This is a genomic window from Mesorhizobium sp. 113-3-3 (assembly GCF_016756495.1).
Lineage (GTDB): Bacteria > Pseudomonadota > Alphaproteobacteria > Rhizobiales > Rhizobiaceae > Mesorhizobium.
In genome coordinates, this window is record NZ_AP023243.1 from 2,861,395 (window position 1) to 2,881,578 (window position 20,184).

Below are 20,184 nucleotides of genomic sequence, written 5' to 3' on the forward strand. Positions count from 1 at the left end.
AACGCCGTGCGTTTCGGGCGACATGGGATCGGTGGCTAAAATACCGCCGATGAACCGATTTACAACTGCGAAAAATCGATTTACTCGTTTCTCCGGCGGGCAGAAAATACCTCTGTCCGCGCCTCGGGAGGAGGAGCAATGGCGCATAGGCGGGACCAGCAGCGGCGTGCGTCGATCCACGATGTGGCGAGCCGCGCCGGCGTGTCGGCCGCCACCGTCTCCAAGGTCATGGCCGGCGTCGCCACGGTCAAGCCCGAGAATGCGCAGCGCGTCTTCGACGCCATCGAACAACTGGGCTATCGCGTCGATCCGCTGGCCTCCGACATGCGCCGGGCCAAGCGCCGCATCATCGGCGCCATCATGCCGGAATTCGAAAGCGAGTTCTTCGGCCAGATGGTCACCCAGCTCGAGAGCCTCGCCGAACAGCGCGGCTATACGCTGGTGGCGGCGTCGAGCCGCGAATCCGAAACGCGCGAAACCGAAATCCTAGCCCGCATGCATGACTGGCGCGTGGCCGGCGTGGTGCTGGCGCCGGTGCGCAACGAGCATGGGCCTGCGGCCGCCTTCATGAAGGCCAACGGCATGACCGGCGTGCTGATCGACCGCGTGCTCTCCGACGACGCCTTCGACACGGTGTCGGCCGACAGTGCCGCCGCCAGCGCCGAAGTGGCGCGCGAACTGATCGGCAAGGGCCATCGCCACATCCTTGTCGTCGGCCTTGGCGAGCAGGTGGCGACGGTGCGCGCCCGCCTCGACGGGTTTCGCACCACCGCACTGCAACTGGCGCCGGATGTGCGCATCGATGTCGTGCTGGCCGAAAGCGATGTAGAGCCGCTCAGGGCACAGCTGCGCGACTATTTTGCAAAAGGCGAGCGCCCGACGGCCGTCTATTCGCTGTTCCTCAAGGGCACGCTGGTGGCGCTGTCGGAGTTCCGGCGGCGTGGCTGGCACTGCCCCAACGACATTTCGCTGGTCGGCTTCGACGACGCCGAATGGATGCAGGTGACATGGCCGGCCATCGCCGCCGTGGTGCAGCCGGTGCGCCAGATCGCCGGCCACGCCATGGAAGCACTGTTTGCCAGGATTGAAGGCGAGGAGGGGCCGCCGACCGCGCGGCTCGAGGCTTGCAAGGTTTTGATGCGGGAATCCGTTGGCTCGCCAGGCAGCGGCCCGCATTCCGCAAACCCGCAATAGCCACCATCACGCTTGAAAGCATGAACCATGTCGATGTCGACATCGCCGGCGGCCTCGGAAGGCGGGGCTGCAGCTGGGGGTGTCCTCACTTTCTGCGGCAGGTGCCGCCACGTCAAGGTGTAAAAGGCCTTAAGGCTGGCGGGACAGAGGGGGTGTGAAGGATCGCGACGGAACGGTTTTCAATCGTAGGTGCGCCGGCTAATCCCAGAGGATGCCAGATGCTCTCCCAACCCCAAGGCTGGCGCGCGTCCCTTCTCCCCTGTGGAAGGAGAAGGGAACACGCCTCTGCCTTCGATGGCGGGAGAGAGTGGGAGGACCCTCAGGCCATACCGGGCTGCCGCCGCGGTCCCAGATGGCGCATCTTGCGGCCGATGATCATCAGCTGGCGCGCCGTGTTGTTGCGCAGGCGCCGCACGCGCCATTCCAGTCCGGTTTCGGTGGTGATCTGCTTGGCGTAGACGCTGACGCGCATGCCTTCCGCATCCGAGGCCACCTTGACCGGGTCGTCGTAGAAAGCGCCGATCTTGTCAGCCGCCATGCCTGGCGTTGCCAGCCAGCGCGGGATGTGGACCGAATGGAGCTGATCGACATCGATCATGACCCGTCCGATGCCGACGCCCGGAGTCGGGCATGTCGTCACGAATGCATCGCCGATGAAGACGACCCCGTCGCGACGATGGCCTTGCGTCGTGGTCAGATTGACCTGCCTGACCTCAACGGGACTCGCCACTTCGAAATTGCCGCACTGCGCCGATATTTCGGGCATCAGTTCGCAAAGCATCTTTTGCGGATCGGCGCGGAAATCCCGCGTCCACTGTTCGGCGACGGTGCGATAGACGAACATGTTCGCCCGCATCCTGTCGCCGATGGGAAAGACGGTGAGATAGGCGATGCGGTCCGAGGCCCGTTTGCCGTAGCAGGTGACGGCCCGAAAGGCGCAGTCACGCGGCGCAATGGCGAGGTCGAAGCCCATGGACAGCGAATGCGCCTTCGACAGTTCGATGCGCTCGACGCCGATGGCGCGCCGCACCAATTCGCTGTAGCCGGTGGCCACCACCAGCAGGCGGGCATTGATGACGGTGCCGTCGGCCAGCACGACACGTTGCCGGTCCGGTCCGGTCGAGACCTCGGTTACCTTGCCGACCGTCAGCGGTACCTGCGACGGCAAGGCATCGCGCAGGCCATTGATCAGCGCTCCGTAGGAAAATGCGTATTCCCACTTTTTTTCACGCGCGAAGAATTGACCGAGGCGGAAGACATCGACGTCGGTAAACGGGGTGACGAGAGGCATGACCATCTTGTCGAGACCGAGCTTCTCGAACAGTTGCATCTGGTTCGCGCCGATCTTCTCGGCCCGGAACTCGTCGTGATGGACGCGGTGCGGGTCGATCAGCGCCACCTTGCGGCCGGCGTTTCCCAACACCGTTGCCAGGGTGGTGCCAGCCATTCCGGCGCCAATGATCGCCACGTCGACTTCGCCCGGGGCAACCTCAGCGGGGGTCATGTCGCTGCCCTTTCTGCTGGTCATTGCCTCACTCCACAATCTGTGGTGGAAAATATCTTCCAGCCCTTAATCAACCTCAAGCAACCCACACGCGTGGCCGGTAGTAACACTTGTTTACCTTAACGCCGGGCCTGTTGTTTCCAGCGCGGCGCGATCGCCGAGCCATCGATGAATTCCAGTCCGCCCGCCTCGTTGAGCGTGTGCAGCTTGCGCCCACTCCATAGCGCGCCAGGAGTTAAGATCGTCTCGACGACCTGCTCCATGCCGTTCAAATCAAGGTGAGCGACGCGTGCGATGCCAAGGGCCGCGCCATAGCTCCTGCGGCAATCCTGCACCGGGCGCAGCAGGTCGTTGCCGCGCCTGACCATGCGGCCTGCCGGCCGCGCCGAGGCGATGTCGACCAGCACGGGATTTTTGGGATGCTGCGTCCAGGGTCCGCGGAAGTCGGGTGCCGACCACAGATGCAGCGCATCGGAGAAGGCGCCGCCGCCGTCGCGGACGGTGGCGAACAGCCACCAGCGCCCGCCGTGCTCGACCAGGGTGGCGTCGCTGGCGACGACGTCGGACAGGAGCGTCGCTTCCTTGACCCATCCGCCGGGGAAGGCGGTGGCGCGGTAGAGATCGACGGTGCGGTTGGCGCAGCTTTCCGGCACCATCCAGACCTCGCCGTCGCGTTCGAAGACGAAGGGGTATGAGAGATGGTAGGGCAGGTCGAGCACCGGTTCGGGACGTCCGATCGGCCCCGATGGACCGAAGGGCACGGCGGAGATGATGGCCCGCCCCAGACGGTGGATATAGTCCTCGACGAACAGGGTGACCTGTCCCTGGTGGAGGATCGGGAACGGATCGGCGTAGAAGCGGCTGCCATCGTCGGGCAACACCTGCCAGCCGGATGCCGGATGGGCGCGCAGGTCGTAGAGGTCGCGGCCATTGGTCTGGCGCCAGCCGACCTTCCAGTGCGGGGCGTTGTAGCAGAGGTGGTAGATCTTCTGGACGATGCGCCGCGCCAACGCCTTGCCCGCCCGGATGCCAAGCTTGGTGGTCGAGGGTATCCGCGGCGAGGCACCGACTTGCGCCGGTTCGGGCAGCACGGGCACGGCCCGCGCGGTGCCATTCATGGCCGCGAGGATCAGGCTTGCCGTGCGCGCCAGCATGTCCTGGAAGGAAGAAAGCGCGATGCCGCCATATTCGGTGCCCAGGCGTCCCTCGGCGACGGTGGCGCCATTCTCCTCGATACGGGCAATCGGCGTGCGGCCGTCGAGGATCAGCGCCAGCAGCGCCGCTTCGCCGGCGGCGCCGTCATAGGTGATGCGCCAGACGCGCGTTCCTTCCAGGCTCACGTCGCCGCAGAGGTCGAGCACCAGATCGGGGGAGGCGGGCGGCTGCGTGTGGTAGGGCGCCAGCGCCGACAGCGGCAGGCGCTTGGCCAGCCCGTCCGCCGGCAGGCCGTGGAGGACCGTTTCAAGCTGGAACAATGCCGCGACGCTGCCTGGAATGCCGCTTCCAGCCGGCCTGGCGTCGACGGACACCTCGACCTGCGCCAGTGCCGCCAGGCGCTGCAGCAGCAGCAGGTGAAAAGCACGGACGCATTCGCTGTCCAGGCGCAGGCTCACTTGCATGTCGCACCCTTGGCGTTGTGATGTCTTGTATGTGGCCGGTGTTCGATTTCAGGGCAGGGGAGACGGCGGCACGGTAGGGCTTGACTTAAGTGCTGCCCCATTTCCATTCGTCTCCTGCTCGCTCGCGCCCGTATCAGCGCCTGTGCTAATATTACGCAAACTCCATGCCAAAAATGGGTAAACGCCCTGCCAAAAATCAGAAGAGCTCTCAACATAATTAACAGTGTTTTAACACTTGAAGGAATAGCTAGGCTTAGGCCGCAATCTAATCTTTTGGGGCACATGGAGTGTTGTCGGAGCGACCTTTGCAATCATCCCTGCTCTCGTTGCCGCAACAATATGCTCCCGAGGCCATGCAATATGCTGCCCCGGAGCCCGTGCCGACGGCGTCCTATGCATCCTCGACCGTCGAGCTGGGTGACCTGAAGCGCATATTGGTGCGCCGCCGTTTCCTGATCTTGTTGACCGCCGCGCTGCTGACTCTCGGGGCGCTGGCCTATGGGTTGCTCACGCCGGCGCTTTACAGTTCCGTGTCGGAAATCCTCATCGATCCGCAAGACCTGCAGGTGGTCACCAACGACGTCAATCCGAGCCGCGTTCCGCCCGATGGCGGCATCACCATGGTGGAAAGCCAGGTCAGTGTCGTTCAGTCGACGGGCGTGCTGCTCAAGGCCATCGAGGCGACCAAGCTGACCGAGGATCCGGAATTCAACGGGCAGGGCGGGTTGTTGAGCCGTTTGCTCGGCGGCGTGCTGGGCTCGGGGTCGGCCGATACCGACAGGACGGGCAAGACGCTCGATGCGCTGCGCCGGCGGCTGGCGGTGAAGCGGGCCGACAAGGTGCTGGTGCTCGACGTGATCGTCACCGCCAAGAGCGCAGACAAGGCGGCGAAGCTCGCCAATGCCATCGCGCAGGCCTACCTGGCCGACCAGGCGAGCGCGCGCGCGAAGATGGCCACGGATGCTTCCGATTCCATCACCGCGCGGCTGGACGAACAGCGCAAGCGCGTGCAGCAGGCCGAAAACGCCGTCGAGGCTTACAAATCCGCCCACAACATGGTGATGGCGGCGGGCAATCTGGTCAGCGACCAGGAACTGACCGAGATCAACACGCAGCTTTCGGCTGCGCAGAGCCGCACCGCGGCGCTGAAGGCACAGGTCGACCAGCTGCGCCGCTCCGGCGGCGCGCCGGACGCAACCTCGGAAGCCATGCGCTCGTCGGTCATCTCCAGCCTGCGGGCACAGGAGGCGACGCTTGTCGACCAGGTCTCGCAGCTTGGCACCGAACTTGGGCCGCGCCACCCCTCCATGATCGCCGCCCAGCAGCAGCTGCGCGACACGCGCGCCCTCATCGCACGCGAACTCGGCCGCATCGGCGCCGCCGCCGAAACCGACTATGAACGGGCGCTGGCCAACCAGCAGGCGCTGGAGGCCAAGGTCGCCGGCATGAAGAGCAAGTCGCTCGACACCGATCAGGCTTCGGTCAAGCTGCGCGAATTGCAGCGCGATCTCGAGGCGGTGCGCTCCGTCTACGCCACCTATCTGCAGCGGGCGCAGGAAACGCGCGAGCAGATCAATGTCGACAGCACCAATGCGCGCATCATCTCCAACGCCATGCCCGCCCTGAAGAAGAGTTGGCCGCCTTTGCCGCTGCTGCTTTTCGGCGCCCTCTTCGGCGGGCTGGGGCTAGGCACCGCGCTCGCGCTGATCTTGGAATATTCCTCGCCGACCGTGCTTTCCAGCGCGCAGATGCAATCGGCCATCGACGCGCCGGTGTTCGGCGTGCTGCCGGCAAAATCATCCCGTCGCCGCTGGTGGCCTTTCGGCGGTAGCGCCGCAGCCGGGCAGAAGACAGATGCCGTCGCGGGCCTGGCGCTGAGGCGCCTGTTCGCGTCCAGCCGGCGTCCGCCGAACTGGCCGCTGGTGCCATCCGTCCTGCTGACGTCGCCGCCGGAAGATGCCGCGCATCGGGGCAGGGTGGCGCGGCTGCTCGCCAATGCCGCGGCCGCCAGGGGCAGCCGCGTCCTGTTCATCGACACCAACAACGCCAGCGGCGGCAAGAAGGAGCCGCAACCCGGTCTGCTCGACGTGCTGCGCGGCGAATATGCCTTCGAGGCGGTGAGCCAGCGCACGGCCGGCAGCAATGTCGCGGTGCTGGGCAGGGGCCGGCAAACGGCCGTCTTCTCCGAGGCGCAGGGCGTCTATTTCACGCAGCACATGCTGGCCCAGGCGGGCCGCAATTTCGACCTTGTCGTCATCGACGGCGGCGCGCTGGCCGACAATCTCAACGCCTCGCCGCTGGTCGCCATGGTCGACGAGATCGTCATGGTCGCGACGCTGAACTCGACGCCGATGCGCGACGTCACGGCGGCCTCGCAGGCCATTTCCGTCATGGGGCGGTTGCCGACCGGCGCCTTGCTGGTCGACGAGGCGGCCTGACATGGCTGCCGTCCGGGCCACCAACCCGGCAGCCGGCTGGGCCGGTTCGGGTCAAGTCGCCGCCCGCCCCGGCAGCTCCGTCGACTGGCTGACCAGCTTCGGCCTGGTCGCAACGGTGGCACTGCTGTTCAGCATCTCTGGCGGCATGCTGTGGCTGGTGGGCTACAATTACGACGGCCTGACCGGCAATCCGGCGACCAAGATCCATCCGTCGACCTATCTGCTCGTGCTGGTGTTTGCCTGGCGCGCCTGCACCTTCGGCAATCCGGTCGGCTATATGGTTGCCGTCGCCGATCGGCGCCCGGCCAGCGCGCTGATGGCGGTCATGTCGATCGTGCTCCTGGTCGTCGTCATCTTGCGCCAACGCCCCGGCATGGCCGGCATGATCGACACTTTCGTGGCGCCGGCCCTGCTGGTGATGATGCTGGCCGAGGGCGACGACAAGACATTCGCCCGGATGCAGACCGTCGTTCACGCCATCATGACCGTGAACGCACTGCTCGCTCTGTTCGAGTTCGCCAGCAAGACGCTGATCTTTCCCTATCGCCTCGACGGCGAAGTGTTCATGGCCGACCTGCGCTCGACTGCGCTTCAGGGGCATCCGCTGTCCAATGCCACGGTCACCTCGGTCTATGTTCTGGCGCTGCTCTCCGGTTCGAGATCGCTGTCCATGCCAATGCGGCTCGGACTGATCGGCCTGCAATTCGCGGCTCTGGTTGCGTTTGGCGGCCGCTCGGCGATGGTGCTGACGATCGTGCTCGGCGGTTGCTACCTGCTCATCCAGGGGATGCGCGGTTTGCGCACGGGGCGCGTCAACCTGCTTGGCGCGGCACTCGGCCTCATCCTTGCCGCGCTGGTGCCGGTGGTCATCGCGATCGCGGCGTCCTACGGCTTTTTCGATGCGCTGCTGGAGCGCTTCGTGTCGGACTCCGGCAGCGCCAATGCCCGCGTCGAGATGTTCGAGCTCTTCCAGCATTTCGAACTGCGCGACCTGATCGTGGGGCCCGATATCGATCTCATCGAAAGCCTGCGCCGCATCAGCGGCCTCGAGCAAGGCATCGAGAACCCGATCATCCGCCTGATCCTCTATCAAGGCGCCTTCTTCACCTTGCTGCTGTTTGTCGGCTTCACGCTGTTCATGCACGAAGTGGCGCGCCGCTGCCATCCCGGCATCTGGCTGACGATGCTGGGCTGGCTGATCCTGCTCAACACCTCCGAAAGCCTGGCGTCGAAGACGACGCTGATGACCAAATTCGTGGTGATCGCGCTGGTGCTGTACCGGCCGGCGCGGGCGGTGGTGAGACCGGGCGCACAAGGGGTGCGAAGGTAGCGCTCTAAGGCGCCCCCCGTCTGTCCTGCCGGACATCTCCCCCACGAGGGGGGAGATCGGATACACGCCGGCCAGCGCGCAACACGCCGGTTGGACCGTTACCCCATTCGATCTTCGTAGCGGCATGGATTCCAGGCACTTAGTCGCAAAACTGCTCCCAAAAAAAGTCGCGTGCGGTTGCCTGGAACGAGAAGATTACGCAGGAGATTCATGGCAAGGGTGGGACAATTTGGTTCTAGCCCTCGAGACCCGACCCGTGCAGATCAAGCCGTTTCTCCTCGCCTCCGCATCGAGCCTCGCGATCCTCGCAGCGCCAGCGGTGGCGCGAGCCAGCTGCCCTCAGTTGTCCCTCGACAACCAGGCCTACACCAATGCGACGGCGATCTGCTTCGTCACCACGAGCGGCGTTGTCGACCTGACCAACACCAATACGGGCATGATAGGCGGCGTTGGGGATACGGCGAGCACCGACACCACCACGATCGACAATGCCGGCTCGATCAGCAGCTCCTTCTCGGCAATCAGGTTGCAAGGAACGCTGACCCTGACCAATCGCTTGGGCGCCACCATCTTTGGATCGAGAGGAGCCATAAATGTAGGCCCCAGTGGCCTCACCACGATCGTCAACGATGGCAGGATCGAAGGCATCTACGCCCTCGATGGGGACCACTACCTTGACCTGACGAACACCGGGGTCATGGCGGGGCAGTCATTCGGCATCGACGGCTACACGGTGAAGGCGACCAATTCCGGCACGATCTCGGGTGGCTACTTCGCGCTCAGGGCCATCGGCGACCTGACCCTCGACAATTCGGGCGACATCGTCACGGACACCGACCCATCGACCAACAGCACGGCTGTCAGGGCTTGGGGTGGCACCACCGTGATCACCAATTCGGGGCTCATCTGGAGCGACAGCGGCTATGGCATCCACGCGGAGGTCTACGTAAAAAACGTTTCCGTCGGCTCTTTCAGCTTGACCAACACCGGCACGATCGGCGGCGACATAGGAGTCTATACGGCCTCCAATAGTCTCAGCACCGTCAGTGCGACTATTGTCAATTCCGGTACGATTTCTGGCTCTTCGGCGGCCATTTCAACCGATGGAGATCTGACCCTCGATAATTCAGGCTGGATCAAGTCCGTCGGCAATTCGGGCGATTGGGATGGTGTCGCGGCCCACGGCGTCACCACGAAGATCACCAATTCGGGCAACATCGACAATTTCGGCGTCTACGGCACGGGCATCGTTGCCGACAGCACCGACGCCAACGCGTCCCTGGCGTTGACCAACAGCGGCGCGATCAACGCCACGTTCGGCGTCTCCTCGCAGGTCGTCACGACGACGATCGACAATTCGGGAAGCATCACCGGTACGGGGGGCGCTGGCGTCTACGCGAACGGCCCGGCCGCCAACGCGTCTCTGACGTTGACCAACCGCAGCGGCGGCAGGATCACTGGCGAGTACGGTGTCGATTCGCTGCTCGCCACGACGACGATCGACAATTCGGGAACCATCACCGGGCTGAACGGCGCTGCCGTCTATGCCGAGGATACGGCCGCCGGCACGTCTCTGGCGTTGGTCAACCGTGGCACCATCACCGGCCGCGGAGGCGTCTCTTCGCGAGTAGCCACGACAAAGATCGACAATTCGGGGATCATCGACGTCGTGCCCAAGGGCGGCGCTGGCGTCTTCGCGTTCGGCACCCTCGCCGATGCATCGCTCGCGCTGACCAACAGTGGCACGATCGGCGGCATTTACGGCGTCCATTCGCAGGTCACCACGACAACGATCGACAATTCCGGGACGATCGCCGGCAAGTACCTCGCCGGGTATGGCATCTATGCCGACAGCACGGCCACCAATGCGTCTCTGGCATTGACCAACAGCGGCAAGATCACCGGCCGGTTTGGCGTCAATTCGCAGGTCGCCACGACGACGATCGACAATTCGGGCTTCATCGACGGCGACAACGGCCAAGGCGTCTACGCGCAGAACACCGCCGCCAACGCCTCCCTGGCGTTGACCAACAGCGGCTGGGTTCTCGGCTACTACGGCGTCCTTTCGCTGAATGCCAGGACCACGATCGACAATTCGGGAGAAATTGCCGGCAGGATTGGCGCTGGCGTCTCTGCGCAGGGCACGGCGGCCGACGCTGCTCTGGCGTTGACCAATAGCGGCACGATCAGCGGCTCGGTCAGCGGCGTCTCTTCGCAGGTCGCCACGACGACGATCGACAATTCAGGCACCATCGCCGGCAGGCAATACGGCATCTACGCCGACAGCGTCCTCACTCTGACCAATACGGGCCTGATCTCCGGCGGCACTGCCGCGGTCCTGCTGAACAAGGACGGCAACAGCCTTGGCCTGGACAAGGGCGCGCGCTTCGATGGCGTCATCGACTATGCCGGCACCACCGGCAACACCACCCGCTTCGGCCATGGCAGCTGGATCCTCGACGTCGCCAATTACGATGCCGCGGACAACACGATCGTCACCGCCGGCAGCGCCTATGTCGTTAAGGGAAACCAGATCATCGTCGCTGATGGTTCCGCGGTGCAGGCCGGCGCGCGCGGCGCGCTCGACATCACCCGCTCGCTCTCGGGCCTCGCCAGCGACGCCCTCTCGCTGTCATCGTCGTCCTTGCCCGTCGCCAGTTCTTCCGGTGGCGCACTCGCCTATGCCGGCGACAATACCGTCGACCGGGCATTTACCTCGGCGGCGTTGACCGGCTCAGGCCAGGAAAACGCTTTCTCGGGCTTCTCGAACGGCGCCGTCGGCGACGCCGCTGGCAACATCGTCTGGTCACGCGTCCTGGCCGGGCGCAGCGTCGCTTCGCAGGACGCGGCCAGTGCAGCCTCCAGGATGAATGTCGTCGGCGCTGCCTTCGGCGGCGATCATCGCTTCTCGGACACGTTGCGCCTCGGCGGCTTCTTCGGCCTTGCGGACAGCCGCACCGATACCGACGGCGATTCCTCGCTCAAGTCCAAATGGTACTATGCAGGGCTCTATGGCAGCTGGTCGCCCGGTGCGGCCTTTGTCGAGGGGAATGTTACTGGCGGCTATGCCAAGAACCGTTCCGAGCGCATGGTCACCAACGGCCTCGCCACGGAAACGGCCATCGGCGAGTATGGCTCGACTTTCGTCTCGCCCGAACTCGCCCTTGGCTATCGTGTCGCCCTGCAACCCGGCGTCAGCCTGACGCCGCAACTGCGCGTCCGCTATCTCGGCGTCGACGCCGAGGGATACGGCGAAACCGGTTCCAGCGCCGACATGACGGTGTCCTCGCACTACACCGGGTTCCTGGAGGAGCGGGCGCTGGCCAAGCTTCAATTCGATAATGAGCGCTGGGGCCTCTTCACCACGCTCGGCGTTGTCGCCCTGCAGCGCGTCCAGGGCTCGGGCACCGATGTCAGCCTTCTCGGCATCGCCTCGACCGTGCCGGAAGGCGACACCAATCTCTTCGGCGTCAGCTTTGGTCTCGGCGGCAACTGGAAGATGACCGACAGCGTCTCGCTCTACGGCGCCGTCAACGGCACGGCCTTGAACGACAATGCCAGCATCGACACCAATGTCGGGGTGAAGATGGTGTTTTGAGGGGCGACAGTCGGCGCTATTCTGCCATCCTCAACCCCAGCGCCTCGACCATCGCAGGGTCGAGCGCGCGCGTGGTGTCGTCCATCATGCCCATGCCGTCGAAGAGGTCCCAGAAGGCCCAGGGGAAGCCGGCCGCTTCGGCGCTCTGCCGGACATCGGATATGTAGCGGGCGCGGTCGGCGTTGGGGGCGGCGGTGTAGCGGGCGTCGGTGCGCAGCGCGCCGAATTCGCCCATGATGACGCGCTCCGGGGCGATGCCGTTTCTGTCGGCCCAGGCGCGCGCCTGGCTCAGATATTTGTCGATGAACCAACGGTCCGGCCGGGCGTCGAAATAGACCTTCAGCACGCGCTCGGTCTCCGCATAGGCGGCCTGTTTGTCCGCTTCGGAGGTTTCGGTATCCCCAGCCATGCGCGCCCTGACGGAGGCCAGAGTCGCGTCGAGCGAACCGGCCGAGGCCGGCCAGGGCACATTGTTCAGCGCGCGATAGACCGGTTCGCGCATCCAGGGCGCGCCCTGGTGGCTGAACAGATAGGGCTCGTAGAAGTGGAAGGTGAACAGGATCGGCTCGAAGGCCGCCAGCGGCGCCGGATCGAGTGCCGCGAGCCCGCTGACCATCGAGCCGCAGCCGCCGGTGACGACCAGCGGCAAGGTTTGGGATGACACCCTGGCCGCCGTCAGCAGGGATGCCTGGACCTGCGACCAGACGTTGGAATCGCAGGATTGCGCCGGCTCGTTGACCGGCTCCAGCGCCACCATATCAGGCGTGAACCGCGCCAGCCTGCCGGCTAGCTCGCCCACCAGCCCGCGATAGGCCGCGAATTCGGGCGCGGCGGTGCTGGAGACCATGCGGTCGGGGTTCCAGTAGTGGGTGGCGCCATTGGCCTGGACGTTGACGATGATGCCGAGCCCGGCGGCGAGCGTGGCGCTGACGGCGGCGTCCAGCATGTCCAGCAGCTTGCCGCGCGTGGCGGCGTCTCCCGCCAGGAACGGGCCGGGATCGACGGGCAGGCGGATGAAATCAAGGCCGGTGGCACGGAGCCGACCTAGGTCGTCTGGGGTCGGCACCGGCCGCTGCGACTGGAATGGCGGCCAGGCATAGTCCGTGCGCGGTGCGGGAAATTCGCGTGTCAGCGCAAACCAGGGCCAGGCGTTGACGCCGCGCCGGAATGGCCATGCGCCGGTGGCGGCTTGTGATGGAGCGGAAAGCGGCGCCAGCGCGGCGGGCACCAGCGCCGTCGACAGCGCGGTGGCGAGAAGCCGCCGGCGCGACCAGCCCGTCATACTGCGCCGGGCGAGGGGCGGTCGATCGCGGCCGTTCTTGCCGATGTGACGCCGAGAAGCCGGTAGGCTTCATTCTCGTAGGCCAGCAGCACATCGTCCCAGCGGAAGGCCTCGCGGGCGCGCGCTCTGGCGGCCTCGCCGCAGGCCTTGACCAGCGCATCGTCCTCCATCGCCTGCCGCATCCGCTCGCCGCAGCTCTGCGTATCGGTGAAATGGATGGCGGCGGCACCCGCGACCCACCTGTTGTAGGGATTGTCGTGCGCGATCACCATGTTGCCGGCGGCCAGCGCCTCGACCAGCGACGGGTTGGTGCCGCCCACCGTGTGGCCATGCATGTACGCGCGAGCATGATAGCGCAGCGCCTTCACCGCCGCCTGGTCGTAGATGGCGCCGGGCAACACCACCGAGCCGTTCGCCGCCTTGCGCACCGCGACATGGTAGGGGATCTCATCGGACAGCGTGCCCAGCACCACAAGCTTCATGTCGCCGCGCTTCTGGCTGCAGAAGGCTTCGACGATGGGCAGGATGTTGTTGTCGGGCTCGATGCGCGCGATCGAGATCAGGTATTTTCCAGGCTCGAGGCCGAGCGCGCGCACCGGCGCCTCGGGCGCCGCAGTCACCGGGTCGGCGCCATAGGTGATGGTGGCGATGGCGCTGCGCGGCCGGCGTGTCGCCAGGTGATCGGCAATGACGGGATGGTCGGCGACGAGGCGGTGCGAGGCCCAGGCGCCGATCCACTCGTTGAGCCAGAACCAGGTGCGCGCGGCACGCCCCCATTTGGGGCGGCGCCACTCGATGCCGTCCATGTTGGTGATGACCTTGCGCCGCATCAGCCTGAGCCAGGTCAGGAAGACCGCGCCATTATAGCCGAGCACCAGGCAGACGCCGGGCCGGCGTGCGGCGTCAAGCACGCATTGCCAATCGAATTCCAGCGTGGCGCGCGGGCCTTTCGAGGCGACCTGGACGTGGATGAGGTCGATGCCGCGCCAGCTGTCGAGGCGCACCCTCTGGTCGACCCGCTCAACCTCTTCCTGGCAGTAGACGCCGACTTTCCAGCCGCGCGCGACCAGAAAAAGCGCCAGTTTCTCGGCGAAGGTCTCGAAGCCGCCATGGGCGGCTGGGATGCCGCGCGTTCCCAGGATCAGGATGGCAGGCTGTTCCGATTTCATGGCTGCTGGCGCTTTCAAGTCCGCTCGGTCCGCTGAGGATGGCTTTCTCATCTTAAAACCGCGACCCTGCAATATCGCTGCCAGCCGCGATTCCGGCCATTGTCGCACCGGGGTTGTAAAATATTTGTTCCAACCGCCGTGGTTGTTTCATTATCGGTCAACCTTCCCAACGTATGTGTATTGAAACGAGGCGATGCCGGGGCTAGCTGACCCGCAAATGGATATATTAGCTAGGCATGATCCTTGCAAATGGACTTCTGTGCGCCAGAATCGGCGGAGGCGTGCAGCATTGGTGTGGTGATCCGGGTTCAACATCCGTTTCATGACCACACTGACAACGAGGGAAGTCCAAAAGGGTGTTGGCTTGAAGTTTCCGGCCGCCGATAGCGTCAGGCGGCGGAATCGTCTCACCACCCTGACAGAAAGATGCATGTGAAGATGCGGATTGCTTGCATCCATCAGGGCTACGAACTCTACGGTTCCGACCGCAGTTTCGCGGAGAGCGTGGCGGCGCTGCGCGCCGCGTTTCCATTGGCCGACATCGAAGTGGTCTTGCCGCGCAGCGGACCGATCGTCGAAATCCTCGAGCCTCATGCCAGCCGCATCGTCTTCGAGCCGCTCTGGGTGCTCAGGCGCCAGGCGATGCTGCGGCTGGCGACCATCGAGATGGCGCGGCTGCCGGTGGCGCTGTGGCGGGCATGGCGGCGCCTGCGAGATTGCGACCTCGTCTATGTCAACACATCGATCGTCGCCGATTATGCGCTGGCCTCGCGCCTGCTGCCTGCCAAGGCGCTGCTGCACATCCACGAGATTCCCGAAGGCGTGCTGCGCCGCATCCTCGTCGGCCTGATGCACTGGAGCCAGGCCGATCTGATCTTCAACTCGAAAGCGACGCGCGACACGTTCGGCGAGCCCAGATCCGCGCGCTCCCATGTCGTCTACAATGGCGTTGCCGGTCCGGCGGCGGCGGAAGCGATGACCTATGACGGCAAGCGCCCGCTGCGGGTGCTGCTGCTTGGCCGCATCAACCGGATCAAGGGCCAGGAAGTGCTTCTGGAGGCGATCGCCTCGCTGCCGGCCGAACTCAAGTCGAGGGTCGAGGTGCGGCTGGTCGGTGGCGCCTTCGAAAGCGTAGAGCGCGAGCGCGCTCTGGCCGAACTGGTCGAGACCATGGGGCTGGCCGGACAGGTCAGCGCCTTGCCCTTCATCCCGGATCCTTCGGAGCATTACCGCTGGGCCGACATCGTCACCGTGCCGTCGCGGCGTCCGGAATCGCTCGGCCGCGTCGCCATCGAGGCGATGGCCTATGGCCGGCCGCCGCTGGTGTCGGCGATCGGCGGGCTGGTCGAAGTGGTGGCCGACGGCGAGACCGGCTGGCATGTTCCGCCGGGCGATGCAGCGGCGCTGGCCGCGAAATTGCAGCAGATCATGCTCGCCCCCGAGGCATGGCGCGGTTTCGTCGCCGCCGGGCGCAAGCGCTACGAGACGGTGTTCAGTGAACCGGTCGCCGCCGCCGCGATCGCGGCGATCGCCGCCGACAAGCTGAAGGCGGCCATCGCAAGGCCGGGCCGGACGGCCAGCACCCGCCAGGCGGAGACACGGCCGTGAAGTTCCCCCTCCATCTGGTGCGGCGCCTCGTGCTGATGATCGGCGGCGAGGCGATGCAGAGCGGCTTTCACTTTGCCCTCAACATCGCGCTGCTGCACATGCTGTCGGCGCAAGGTTACGGCCTTTTCGCCATCGCCATGGTGATGGGCGGCGTCGGCCTGTCCTACATCAGGTCGCTCACCGCGGTTCCGGCCTCGATCTGGATGGGCAAGAGCACAAACAGTGCCGGCGTCGACGCCCATGACGTGGCCTTTGGAACGGCGGCGCTGGTGGTGGCGTTGGTGATGGCCGTCGGCACGGCCGTTCTGATGCATCTCCTGGGCGACCCGAGCGGCATTGCGGCCGGCTGCTTCGTCGGCGCATGGTCGCTGCGCAGCCATATGCGCACGGCATTCTTCGCCCGCCGCCAGCAGTTGATCGTGTCCGTCAGCGACGCGGCTTTCACCATCGCCGGCACCGTGTTCGCCGGGCTGGCGATCTGGCTCGCCGGGGCCGCGCTGCAGACCGTCTTCTATGCCCTTGCGGCGGCCAATGTGATCGGCATCCTCGTCCTGGTCCGGCTGGCGCGCCGCACGCTTCGCATCAGCTTCCGCATGCCGACGCGGCGGCGCTACACCAGGCTCTGGCGCCAGCTGTGCTGGTCGGCCTTCAGCGCGACCACCACCAACATCCAGGGCCAGTGCCTGGCGCTGCTGGTCGCCGGCATTGCCGGGCCCGCGGCCTACGCGCCGCTGGCGGCGGTGATCGTGCTGTTCGCGCCGCTGCGCATCATCAGCCTTGCCTTCGTCAACATGACGCAGCCGGAGCTTGCAAAGCTGATGCGACTGGGCGAAACGCGCCGCGTCTGGTCGCAGGCGAAGATCTGGTCGGTCGTGATGGGGCTCGGCGGCCTGGCCTATGGCTGCGCCATCCTGCTCGTCCTGCCGATGATCAAATCCCAGGCCCTGCAGGATGCCTCGGTCGGGTTCATCGGGCTTCTGGTGACAGTGAATTTCATCCCGATCATGCTCTACATCATGCCCCGCATCGTCCTGGAGATCTTCGGTGATTTCCGCATCGTCGCCTTCATCACCATGGGCGGGGCGATCGTCGGGCTGGCGCTGATCGCCGTCCTGCTGGCCGTGGCCTCGCCGCCATGGGCGCTGCTGGGCTCCGCGGTCTCGGAAACCTTCGTGCTCGCGGCATCATGGTATTTCGTGCATCACCGCATGTGGAACATCGAGCATCCGGACCAGCAGCGTAACAGCCGCCTGGGCTCCTGGCGGCGGGCGGTCACGTTCGCCGCGGTAAGGCGATAGGAGATGGATGTGACTGGCCAGGCGGTACGAATTGCCACGGTGGATGACGGCTTGCCGGGTGGGGAAGCCTCCCGTGTGGTGGCGGTCCCAGCGAACGACGCGTACACGGCGCGATTGCACACGAGCCTTGAAGCGGTCAGGCCGCTCTGGCTGCGCTTCCAGATGGACGGTGTCTGCACCGCCCACCAGCATTTTGCATGGGTGGAGGGGATCGTGGCGCGGCTGATGCCGGCAGGCGCCGAGCCGCTCATCGTCGAAGTGAACAACGCGGTGACGGGCGCGCCCCTGATGCTGGTGCCGCTGATGCTGCGGCCAGCCTTCCGCCATCGGGTGATCGAATGGCTGAGCTGCGGCGTCTGCGACTATTCGGCGCCGCTGCTGGCTGATGCCAGCGCGTGGACCGCACAATCCGCGCATGCCGCGTGGGCGGCGGTGCGTTCCGTGTTGCCGCCGGCGGATCGCGTCAACATCCTGGGAATTCCGAGGCGGATCAACGGTGTCGACAATCCGCTGGCCTTGCTCCCGGCCACGCGCGATTCCATCCAGACCACCTTCGGCCTGGCCATCGACGGTGACCCGGAAACTATCCTTAAACGCCTTTGCCGGCCATCCTTCGTCAAGGAATTCGGCAAGGATTGGCGCCGCCTCGAACGGCTCGGCGGCGTGGAACTGGTCGAGGCCGCGACGCCAGCCGAGGTGGAGCAGATCTTCGGCGAACTGATCCGCATGCGGCTCAGCCGTTTTCGCGAGCTTGGCCGCTTCGACCTGCTGACGCAGGAGGCGGTTGTCGATTTCTACCGCAACGCCGCCCTGCAGGGCCTGTCGGACGGATCGGTGCGGCTCTTCGGGCTGCGCGTTGGCGAGGCTTTGATCGCGGTCCAATATCTGGTCGTCCATCAAGGGACTGTTCATGCTCTCCTGATAGCTATGGACCAGAGCGTCGTGCCCAACGTCTCACCAGGCCTCTTGATCATGGGCAGGCTGATAGGCTGGGCGCGCGAGCGGCGGTTCGATTATTTCGACCTGTCGGTCGGAAACCAGAGCTACAAGGAGCATATGGGCGCCAAGGCCTCGGTGCTGGCCGAGCTTCGCCAGGGGTTGACGGTACGGGGCCGTGCCGCAATCACGGCCATCGAGCTGCGCAACCGGGCCGAGGCGTTCGTGCGCTCCAAGCCGGGGCTGCTCAAGGCGGTCCAGGGGCTGATGCGGGGGTTGCGGCGTTTGCGTGGGGGATCCTGATGGCGGGCGGGATTAGCAGGAGAAGTATGTGGCAAGGCATGCGACGCGAACGGCTCCGACACCGGATGTGCCCGACGGGCCGTTGTCCCCACCTGTTGCCAGTGCTGCCGCAACCGCGCGGTTTGCGGCCCGGCTGCACACCAGTTTCGATACCGTAAGGCTGCTATGGCTGCTCATTGAGGCGCACGGCCTGTGTACCGGCCACCAGCGCCTTGCCTGGGTGGAAGGGATCGCTAGACGGCTGATGCCCGAAGGCTCGGATCTGCTTATCGTCGAGGTCAGCGACGCCGATACGGGCGCACCGGCCATGCTGCTGCCGCTGATGCGGCGCCGGGCGCTTGGCCACTATGTGATCGAATGGCTGAGCTGCGGCGTGTGCGACTATTCGGCGCCGCTGCTGGCCGATGCGAGGCCGTGGACCCGGCAGAGCGCCGACGCAGCCTGGGCGGCTGTGCGCGCCGTGCTGCCGCCGACGGACCGCTTCCATTTCGCGGGGATTCCGCAGCAGATTCACGGCGTCTCCAATCCGCTGGCGCTGCTTTCGGGAGCGCGCGATTCCATCCAGATCGCTTCGAGCCTGGCCCTGCATGGCGATCCGGAGACGCTGATCAAGCGCATCTGCAAATCCTCCTTCGCCAAGAATTTCCACAAGCACTGCCGCCGCTTCGAACAGCTGGGCAAGCTCGATCTGGTCGAAGCCGCGACAGCTGAGATGGTGGACGCGCATTTCGCGACGCTGCTGGAACTCAGGCTCAACCGCTTCCGCGAGCTCGGTCGGTTCGACCTCCTGACGCAGGCGCCGGTCGTCGAGTTCTACCGCGACGCTGCCCTGCGGGGCCTGTCCGACGGATCGGTGCGGCTGTTCGGGCTGCGTGCCGGTGAAGCCTATCTCGCGGTCATCTACGTGGTGATCATGAAGGGCACCTTGCACGCGCTGCTGCTCGGCATCGACCAGGAAGCGGTGCCCAACGTGTCGCCGGGCCTGACGACGATCGGCAAGCTGATGATGTGGGCACGCGGGCAAGGGCTCGACTGTTTCGACCTGTCGGTCGGCAGCCAGGGCTACAAGCAGCATATCGGCGCTTCGGGCGCGGTGCTGGCCGAATTGTGCGAGGCGGTGACGCTGAAGGGCAGGGGCTCGACCGCCTACATCAAGCTGCGCGGCAAGACCGAGCTTTTCGTGCGCTCCAAGCCCGGGCTGTACAAGGCCGTGCAGGGCGTGATGCGGCGGCTTAGGCGATTGAAGAACTGAAGAATCGATGAACTGAAGAATTGAAGAACGGCTCCCGAAGCGGCTTCGGGAGCGGGAGTTTGTGGCCGCGCGGCGACATGACGGCTCACAGCGTCTCGGTGTCGAAGAGCAGCATCGTCACCAGATCGTCGTCCCCGGCGAGCTTGCGCCGGTCCACCGCGCAGGCCCGTCCGATCTCGCTGGCAAAGGCCGTGCGAATGTCCTCCAGACTGTTGAAATAGAGCGTCGCGACCCTGAAGGGCGTCTCGCCCGGCAGGACGTTCATGATCGGCTGCCGGCTGATCTCGTAGCGCAGCAGTCCGGGCAATTGCTTGGCCAGCGGAATGTGAATGTCGTGGTAATGGCGCTCGAAGGCCGCCGGATCGGCGGGGGTTTTGTAGATGACAAGCATCTTGGCCATGATGGTGCTCCCAGCTTGATGTGATCGCGCCTCGTCGGCGCCGTACCAATGTCGTTCACCCGGAGCGGATTTCGACAGGGGGGCGGGATTTTCGCAAGACCAACGGCATGGCTAGGCGCCAGAAAACATTCCGCGCATCGCAATACCGGCCGCTGGCCAGTGCCTGCATGACGGCGCACTTGATCCATGTCAAAGCGGATCGGCGTCGATGCTTTTACCTGGGCCACTGTCTTGGGAAGGACACAAGGCGGTG

At 65.3% G+C, this 20,184-nt stretch carries 13 protein-coding genes; 8 read left to right on the top strand and 5 right to left on the bottom strand.

Annotated elements, in window-relative coordinates; translation table 11 throughout:
• Window positions 1-138 precede the first annotated feature (138 nt).
• Window positions 139-1,194: a LacI family DNA-binding transcriptional regulator gene (locus JG746_RS13940; RefSeq protein WP_202358646.1), complete on the top strand. Its 1,056-nt coding sequence runs from the start codon at window positions 139-141 to the stop codon at window positions 1,192-1,194.
• Between the two features lie 319 nt (window positions 1,195-1,513).
• Here JG746_RS13940 and JG746_RS13945 read toward each other — a convergent pair whose 3' ends face one another.
• Together JG746_RS13945 and JG746_RS13950 are read right to left on the bottom strand one after the other, a co-directional pair.
• Window positions 1,514-2,722, bottom strand: coding sequence for an FAD-dependent oxidoreductase (locus JG746_RS13945; protein WP_202358647.1), 1,209 nt, complete (start codon window positions 2,720-2,722; stop codon window positions 1,514-1,516).
• Window positions 2,723-2,817: 95 nt separating this feature from the next.
• Window positions 2,818-4,317, bottom strand: coding sequence for a glucosamine inositolphosphorylceramide transferase family protein (locus JG746_RS13950; protein WP_202358648.1), 1,500 nt, complete (start codon window positions 4,315-4,317; stop codon window positions 2,818-2,820).
• Between the two features lie 305 nt (window positions 4,318-4,622).
• Between JG746_RS13950 and JG746_RS13955 the strand changes: the two genes are divergently transcribed.
• The 3 genes from JG746_RS13955 (at window position 4,623) to JG746_RS13965 (ending at window position 11,683) form a co-directional block, all read left to right on the top strand.
• Entirely contained in the window at window positions 4,623-6,755 is a 2,133-nt protein-coding gene (locus tag JG746_RS13955; protein WP_244730796.1) for a GumC family protein, read from the top strand.
• 1 nt (window position 6,756) lies between these two features.
• A complete protein-coding gene (locus JG746_RS13960; protein ID WP_202358649.1) occupies window positions 6,757-8,085 on the top strand; it encodes a VpsF family polysaccharide biosynthesis protein in 1,329 nt (442 codons plus the stop codon).
• 256 nt (window positions 8,086-8,341) lie between these two features.
• Window positions 8,342-11,683 carry an autotransporter outer membrane beta-barrel domain-containing protein gene (locus JG746_RS13965; RefSeq protein ID WP_202358650.1) on the top strand — a complete coding sequence of 1,114 codons (3,342 nt, stop codon included), beginning with the start codon at window positions 8,342-8,344 and terminating at the stop codon, window positions 11,681-11,683.
• 16 nt (window positions 11,684-11,699) lie between these two features.
• Here JG746_RS13965 and JG746_RS13970 read toward each other — a convergent pair whose 3' ends face one another.
• Together JG746_RS13970 and JG746_RS13975 are read right to left on the bottom strand one after the other, a co-directional pair.
• Window positions 11,700-12,965 carry a glycoside hydrolase family 5 protein gene (locus JG746_RS13970; protein WP_202358651.1) on the bottom strand — a complete coding sequence of 422 codons (1,266 nt, stop codon included), beginning with the start codon at window positions 12,963-12,965 and terminating at the stop codon, window positions 11,700-11,702.
• Entirely contained in the window at window positions 12,962-14,134 is a 1,173-nt protein-coding gene (locus JG746_RS13975) for a DUF1972 domain-containing protein (protein ID WP_202358652.1), read from the bottom strand. Before JG746_RS13975 ends, JG746_RS13970 begins: the two co-directional genes overlap by 4 nt.
• Window positions 14,135-14,572: 438 nt before the next feature.
• Between JG746_RS13975 and JG746_RS13980 the strand changes: the two genes are divergently transcribed.
• From JG746_RS13980 to JG746_RS13995, 4 genes are read left to right on the top strand one after another with little or no spacing between them, the layout of a single operon-like run.
• A complete protein-coding gene (locus JG746_RS13980) occupies window positions 14,573-15,742 on the top strand; it encodes a glycosyltransferase family 4 protein (protein WP_202359357.1) in 1,170 nt (389 codons plus the stop codon).
• Window positions 15,739-17,040 carry a hypothetical protein gene (locus JG746_RS13985; protein WP_202358653.1) on the top strand — a complete coding sequence of 434 codons (1,302 nt, stop codon included), beginning with the start codon at window positions 15,739-15,741 and terminating at the stop codon, window positions 17,038-17,040. Before JG746_RS13980 ends, JG746_RS13985 begins: the two co-directional genes overlap by 4 nt.
• Before the next feature lie 3 nt (window positions 17,041-17,043).
• Window positions 17,044-18,279 carry a GNAT family N-acetyltransferase gene (locus JG746_RS13990; protein ID WP_202358654.1) on the top strand — a complete coding sequence of 412 codons (1,236 nt, stop codon included), beginning with the start codon at window positions 17,044-17,046 and terminating at the stop codon, window positions 18,277-18,279.
• 28 nt (window positions 18,280-18,307) lie between these two features.
• On the top strand, window positions 18,308-19,531 hold the full coding sequence (locus JG746_RS13995) for a GNAT family N-acetyltransferase (RefSeq protein WP_202358655.1): 1,224 nt from the start codon (window positions 18,308-18,310) through the stop codon (window positions 19,529-19,531).
• Between the two features lie 85 nt (window positions 19,532-19,616).
• Here JG746_RS13995 and JG746_RS14000 read toward each other — a convergent pair whose 3' ends face one another.
• Complete coding sequence (locus JG746_RS14000; RefSeq protein WP_202358656.1) at window positions 19,617-19,931, bottom strand: EthD family reductase; 315 nt, start codon at window positions 19,929-19,931, stop codon at window positions 19,617-19,619.
• Window positions 19,932-20,184 lie beyond the last annotated feature (253 nt).